Source organism: Geminocystis sp. M7585_C2015_104, from assembly GCA_015295805.1.
Classification (GTDB): Bacteria; Cyanobacteriota; Cyanobacteriia; order Cyanobacteriales; family Cyanobacteriaceae; genus DVEF01.
In genome coordinates this window covers 1-6,777 of sequence record DVEF01000104.1, presented here as the reverse complement: position 1 = coordinate 6,777, position 6,777 = coordinate 1, and the positions used below count along the sequence as shown (strand labels likewise).

General features: G+C 45.1%; 7 protein-coding genes and 1 tRNA gene. 3 read left to right on the top strand and 5 right to left on the bottom strand.

All coding sequences use genetic code 11. The features are described from left to right. Positions 1 to 24: 24 nt before the first annotated feature. The 3 genes from IGQ44_12540 to argS all read right to left on the bottom strand — a co-directional run bounded on the left by IGQ44_12540 (position 25) and on the right by argS (position 3,221). Complete coding sequence (locus tag IGQ44_12540; GenBank protein ID HIK38804.1) at positions 25 to 258, bottom strand: hypothetical protein; 234 nt, start codon at positions 256 to 258, stop codon at positions 25 to 27. 204 nt (positions 259 to 462) lie between these two features. After that, positions 463 to 1,407, bottom strand: a complete 945-nt coding sequence (locus tag IGQ44_12535; protein HIK38803.1) for an NAD(P)-dependent oxidoreductase — start codon at positions 1,405 to 1,407, stop codon at positions 463 to 465. 65 nt (positions 1,408 to 1,472) lie between these two features. Then, positions 1,473 to 3,221 (bottom strand): arginine--tRNA ligase, encoded by a 1,749-nt coding sequence (gene argS, locus IGQ44_12530; GenBank protein ID HIK38802.1) that lies wholly within the window; start codon positions 3,219 to 3,221, stop codon positions 1,473 to 1,475. Between the two features lie 129 nt (positions 3,222 to 3,350). On the opposite strand from argS, the gene fabD reads away from it, so the two are divergent. Beyond that, a complete protein-coding gene (gene fabD / locus IGQ44_12525) occupies positions 3,351 to 4,232 on the top strand; it encodes an ACP S-malonyltransferase (GenBank protein ID HIK38801.1) in 882 nt (293 codons plus the stop codon). A gap of 137 nt (positions 4,233 to 4,369) precedes the next feature. Here fabD and IGQ44_12520 read toward each other — a convergent pair. Further along, positions 4,370 to 4,442 (bottom strand) — tRNA-Thr (locus tag IGQ44_12520). Between the two features lie 76 nt (positions 4,443 to 4,518). Beyond that, the gene (locus IGQ44_12515; GenBank protein HIK38800.1) at positions 4,519 to 5,055 is read right to left on the bottom strand and encodes a hypothetical protein; all 537 of its coding nucleotides are present in this window, start codon (positions 5,053 to 5,055) and stop codon (positions 4,519 to 4,521) included. 100 nt (positions 5,056 to 5,155) lie between these two features. Between IGQ44_12515 and IGQ44_12510 the strand changes: the two genes are divergently transcribed. Continuing rightward, positions 5,156 to 6,490: an adenylosuccinate synthase gene (locus tag IGQ44_12510; protein HIK38799.1), complete on the top strand. Its 1,335-nt coding sequence runs from the start codon at positions 5,156 to 5,158 to the stop codon at positions 6,488 to 6,490. Between the two features lie 55 nt (positions 6,491 to 6,545). Beyond that, the coding region (locus tag IGQ44_12505; GenBank protein HIK38798.1) for a 50S ribosomal protein L25 at positions 6,546 to 6,777 on the top strand (232 nt) is incomplete at its 3' end.

Sequence of the window (6,777 nt, the reverse complement as noted above, 5' to 3'; positions counted from 1 at the left end):
TAAATTGCAAGTGCTACAAATATGTTAGGCTGTTTTTCCCAAAAGGGCGCCAATTCTTTGGTAGTCATGAAGACCATAGGGCTGTAGGCTATTAGGGGAGAATCGGCAATAGGGGGGGATATAGTTTTTGCCGGGGAAGATTTCACCGTCTACAGAGACTATACTGGGAAATGGAGGGGACTGTGGGGAAATAGTGCCATCAGCCAGTTTTTTACTTAGGTTTATTACTTCGTTTACAACATCTCCACTCCCACGCACATCGCAGGTTAAGGAGGTTGACTATTGCTTTTGTCAGAGTTGGAGTTAAGGCAGCAAGCCGACAATCCCAAAGACAACACTATAGCGGCAATTTATTTTTGTTTTTCTGTCTGCCGGCCCTGCATAAATTGCATTCCCACTCCTACAGCATTTTAGCATTTTTTCTCTTTCCTATTTTTAATTGTTCTTTACATTTTTCTGGCTTTATATCCCGGATATTTTGAGTAGCTTATACAGACTGGGCACTTTATATTCGAGATTAAAGGTGGAGGGGTTTACGTATTTGTTGTAGGTGAAATGACGGTAGTTGAAGCAGAAATAGTCCCATTCTGCCATTTTTATTCTAAAAGCTTTGATAAAAATTCTAGCCAGCCAGGGGGGGAAAGGAAATTGGAAATAGATTTTTTTGCCCAAATACTCCCCAATTTCCCTAATGGCTTGATTGATAGTTAGGGGGGGATTCCCCAACACTAATTTTCTCTCGAATTGAGGATCTAATTTATCGCCATTTTCCACCAAGTAAGCAATGATAGTGGCAATGTCATAGCCGTGGATTATGTGAAAACTGCCATCAGCTTTAAACCAGCGAATAAGATTAAACCATTTAGGCAGATTTTTTAAACCGGCAGACAGATGAGAATAGGGTTTATCTTTATCGCCACCGAAGACAAGGGTTGGACAGACGGTGATAATTTTCGGGTACAATTCCAATTCTTGAAGTCTCAGGAAGCACTGATACTTACTCTTGATATAATCTGTGCCAATAGTACCGGCCTCGGGGAGTAGTTGGTTATCATGGTCTAAGATACTAGCAGTGGAGAAGTAAATTATCCGCTGAATTACTTGCGGGTTTAGGCATTTAATTAGATTTATATTAGCCTCCACATTGATTTGATAAGACTCTTTTTCCCCTCCCCAACAGGTAGCGGTTAGTATAGCCACATGGATGGTTTGTAACAACTCCTTATATTCCAGGATATTGATTAAATCTCCTCGGATAATATGAATTCCCTGGCGGTGGTGATAGTTAAATTTTATTCTCGAGGGATTTCGCACCAGAAAAAACAACTCATGGTCAGTTTCTTTTATGAGCAAATCTGCAATATAATGGCCTATACAACCGCTCCCACCTGTTATGAATATACGCATCTTGGAATCATCAAAAAACTGGGGAAATTAGGAAAAAGAGGCATACAGTTTGCCTCAGAGGTTTATTACATTCTTTCCAAAACAGGGATACCTAGTAAGGATAGCCCTAGTTTGAGAGTTTTTGCCGTCAGGTTAGCCAAGATAAGACGAGATATTTTTATGTTCTCCTCTGCCTGTAGTATGGGACATTGGTCGTAGAATTGATTAAATTTTTGGCTGAGTTCAAAAAGGTATGAACAGAGACGATTTGGCATTAAATCCCTTTCCACTTCTTGGATTATATCATTTAATTGAACCAGATGTTTAGCCAAGTTTAATTCTGTTGCTTCCTTTAGGATTATGGGATGTTCAAGGTTTAATTCTTCCAGATTGATGTTGCCTTTTCTGATAATACCCTGTACCCTGACATAGGCATACAGTAAATAGGGAGCAGTATTTCCCTGAAGGGCTAGCATTTTATCATAGCTGAAACGATAATCGGTGGTGCGATTTTGACTCAAGTCAGCGTATTTTACTGCACTTAATCCTATTACTCTGCTGACGTGATTTATAAACTCTTCACTTTCTTGTCTGCCTTCTTGTGCTAGACGATTCTCTAAGTCTTTTCTCGCCCTATTTATAGCCTCATATAGGAGTTCTTTTAGCTTAACACTCTCTCCTTCTCTGGTCTTAATTTTCTTGCCTTCTTCCGACAATACTAGGCCGAATGGCACATGGACTAATTCTACATTTTCTGGAGCCAAATTGGCCTTTCTTGCCGCCTGAAATACTTGGGCAAAGTGGGTAGATTGCCCCGCGTCTGTGACGTATATAATTCTTTCTGCTTTGTCATAGTTAACACGATATTTTATAGCGGCCAAATCTGTGGTAGCATAATTATAACCCCCATCGGATTTTTGCACAATAAGAGGCAGGGGTTTGCCTTCTTTGTTAACAAAACCTTCCAGAAATACACACTTGGCACCTTGATCCTCTGTGAGGATTCCAGCAGCTTCCAAATCCTTAATCACTTCTGGCAGTAGCGGGTTATAAAAAGACTCCCCCCTTTCAATTAACTTTATGTCCAATAACTGATAAATCTGCTCAAATTCTCGCCTAGATTGTTCACATAACAACTGCCAAGCATTAATACTCTCCGGGTCGTGATTTTGAAGTTTTACTACCTCTTGACGTGCCTTTTCTCTAAATTCTTCGTCTTGATCAAATTTGAGCTTTGCCTGTTTGTAAAGAGTAACCAAGTCTCCCAAATCCACGGCATTTGCTGTTACTAATGCCTCTGGTTTTTCCTGTCTCAAATAGGCAATTAACATTCCAAATTGAGTGCCCCAATCTCCCACATGATTTAGTCTAAGGACATCATGACCCCTGAATTCTAACAGACGAGCGATACAGTCGCCAATAATAGTAGAACGGAGGTGCCCCACATGCATTTCTTTGGCTATATTAGGGCTAGAAAAGTCCACCACCACCCTTTGAGGTTTTTTTGCCTTTTCCACGCCCAAACGCTCATCCTTGGCCATAGCCTGAATTTTCTGGGCGATGTACTCCGGTTTTATGGTAAGATTGATAAAGCCGGGACCAGCAATTTCTGGGGGATAACAAATGCCGTTAAGATGGGCATGTTGGACGAGGGTTTGGGCAAGGGTGCGGGGGTTTTGTTGTAGGATTTTGGCTAGGGAAAGAGCCACATTTACCTGATAGTCACCAAACCTGGGATTGCTGGCTGGCATCACCTGAGGGTCTATTTTGGCAAACTCCTTTCCAAAAGCGGAGACTAGGGCATTACTGAAAATCTCTCTTAACTGGTCAATCATCAGGGCTAAAAATCATCACAACTATAGGTTCAGACTAAGAGATTATAGCACCAGAATATGGGGGGTTGGAATTAAGGGAAAAGGAGGACTATAATGGGGGTTTGGCCATTAGGAGACAGTGTAGCGTAAATGACAAAAGTTGCATGGGTATTTCCAGGACAGGGTTCACAAAGTAAGGGAATGGGGTTAGACTTACAGACACACAGAATAGCCCAAAAAAGACTGGCAGAGGCGGAACAGGTGTTAGGATGGTCAGTATTGGAGAAGTGTGAGGGAGATGAGGAAACCCTTTCTCGTACTTTGTATACTCAACCCTGTCTCTATACCATCGAGGCAATACTAGTAGACTTGTTGAGGGAGAGGGGTAAAAAGGCGGAGGTTGTAGCAGGACATAGTTTAGGGGAATATACAGCCCTCTATGCTGCTGGTGTGTATGATTTTACAACGGGATTGGAACTGGTGCAAAAACGGGCTCAACTGATGGACGGCTGCCAGGGGGGAAAAATGGTAGCCTTGATGAAGTTTGATAGAAGTACCCTAGAAGAACTGGTAGCGGGAAGGGAAGATGTAGTGATTGCCAACGACAACAGTGAAGAACAGGTGGTGATTTCTGGCACTCCCACTGCTGTAGATGAAGTGGTGGCAAAGGTGAAGGCCAAACTGGCTGTGCCCTTAAAGGTTTCAGGGGCGTTTCACTCCCCCCTCATGGCAGAGGCAAATCAAGAGTTTACCCAAACCCTGGAAAAGGTAGAATTCCAAGATGCCCAAATCCCCGTTATCAGCAATGTTCATCCCATCCCCACCACCTGCGGTAAAACTCTCAAGGAAAGCCTAAAACTACAGATGACTGGTAGTGTGCGTTGGCGGGAAATTATGTCCACTATGGTAGTAGAGCTCGGCGTTACAGACGTATTTGAAGTTGGGCCTGGTAGAGTATTGACTGGACTATTCAAGCGTACTTTCAAAGAACTCCAGCTGGTCAACATTGCCTCCCTGGTTGACTTACCATAGTACACCCCCCACCAACCCCCCCCACTGGCTTTTCTTTTCCTTCTTCCCTCCAGTGGGCATCTGCCTCTGGCCGCCCCTTCACAGGGGCATTGTCCGGTTTATCTCTCAAATCCTTTGTATTTGGAGGTTATCCGGAAAGCTACCTGTGGGACTCGAACCCACAACCTAATCATTACGAATGATTTGCTCTGCCAGTTGAGCTAAGGTAGCAGAGGTCATAGAACACCAGAGAACATTATAACACAGGAGAGGGGGAATGACAAAGGAGATGACAAGGCGGGGAACATTAAACTATAGCATTGCTCCAGTAGTTAAAGGTAATCTCCCCTATGATGTCTGAGTATTCGGCATAAATTTCCTTCAAACAGTGGTAAAAAGAGCGGGCTTCAGCTTTTTTGCCCAGTAGACTTAAAGACTTTAAGATCCGCGTCAGACGCAAATAGTTGTGATTGCGATTGGTTAACCATCCCTTAGCCCTTTCCCCAAAAGAAACACCCCTGGTAATCTCAACCTGCTGGGAAACGGGATTGCGATTCATCTGTAAACCATAAAAGTCCAACATCAGAGAAAAAGATCTGCTTAAATTTTCTTGTAGTTGACTGTTGCTATGAAATTGGGAGATGACCTCGTCTGTGAGAAGGGGGGCATAGGGACTGTAGGCACTCTTTTCCTTCAGGGGAAACAACCATTGAATATAGCTGTGACTCGCCTCCAATCGCTGGAAGCTCCACTGCCAAATCTGGGATATTTTCTCGCCACTGGTGTTGGGAATCTTATCCAGGTAAAAGGGTACTATCATCGCCGATAAATCTGCTTCCCTCATGGTAGTCTCCCTCTTTAATGGACATTAATGGGCTCTTGACAAGCCTCCCTAATACTGCGATAATAATAGTTTGTGTGAAGTTTAGCTCTTAAAAAAACTCTTGGCTAACGTTATCATAATCGGGGCCCAGTGGGGCGACGAAGGGAAAGGAAAAATCACAGACTTGCTAAGTAAATCGGCGGATGTGGTGGTGCGCTCCCAAGGGGGCGTAAACGCGGGCCATACAGTAGTTGTAGAAGGACAAACATTTAAACTCCACCTGATTCCGTCAGGGATACTCTACCCCAACACCGAGTGTATTATAGGTTCGGGGACGGTGATCGACCCCCGGGAGTTGCTAAAGGAAATCGACCAGTTGCACAAGCTAAACGTCTCCACCAGGAACTTGTACATCTCCCAAACCGCCCATGTGACCATGCCCTACCATCGAATTCTAGACCAGGCGGCGGAGGAAAGAAGGGGTAAATACAGAATCGGCACCACCGGCCGAGGAATCGGCCCCACATACTCGGATAAAGCGGAAAGAATCGGTATCCGCATGTTAGACTTGATCTACTGCGATCGCTACCCGGAGAAAATAGAGTGGACTATCAACTACAAGAATGCAGTATTGGAAAAACTCTATGGACTACCGCCTTTAAATGCCAAGGAAATCATTGAGGAATATCGGGGCTATGCGGAAAGACTACGCCCCTATGTGGTGGACAGTTCCCTCAAAATCGCTCAGGCAGTGAAACAAAAGAAGAACATCCTCTTTGAGGGAGCCCAGGGCACTCTTCTGGATTTGGATCATGGCACCTACCCCTATGTCACCTCCTCTAACCCCATCGCCGGAGGCGCCTGTGTGGGGGCGGGAGTAGGCCCCACCATCATAGATCGCATCATCGGTGTGGCTAAAGCCTATACCACCCGGGTGGGGGAAGGCCCATTCCCCACTGAGTTACACGATGAAATAGGAGAATACCTGGCGGAAAAGGGCGCCGAATACGGCACTACCACGGGCCGCCGTCGCCGTTGTGGTTGGTTTGACGGGGTAATTGGCCGCTATGCGGCCCGCATCAACGGTTTGGACTGCCTGGCCATCACCAAACTGGATGTACTAGACGAGTTGCCGGAAATCAAGGTGTGTGTGGCCTATGAGGTTGATGGCGAAATCTGTCGTGAATTCCCTATCCACGCCCTTAAGTTTGCTAACTGTAAGCCGGTTTATGAGACCCTGCCAGGATGGCAACAACCTACTAGCCACTGTCGCACTCTGGAGGATTTGCCCAAACAGGCCCAAGACTACCTGAAGTTCTTGGCAGAATTGATGGAAGTCCCCATAGCTATAGTCTCCGTCGGGGCGGCAAGGGAGCAGACTATCATCGTAGAAGATCCCATCCACGGCCCCAAACGAGCACTCCTGGATAGCAAGGGGAAACCCGTGAAATCCTAGTCCCATATAGTTTATCATAGAAGATCCGTCTTTAGTCTACAGTTGGGCAACAAATATGTCTGTTACACTGGAATGCAGAACTAGAACTGAAAAGACTAATCCTAGAGCCCTGCGTCGTCAGGGTTTGATCCCTGCTAATCTATATGGTCATAAAGGAGCAGAGTCGGTGTCTTTAGTGGTGCCCCAAAAAGAGGCCATCAGGGTGTTGAGGAGTGCCTCTGTCAATAATACCCTCATCCAGTTGACTGTTTCCGACTTAAATTGGAGTGGCAGGGTTTTGATTAGAG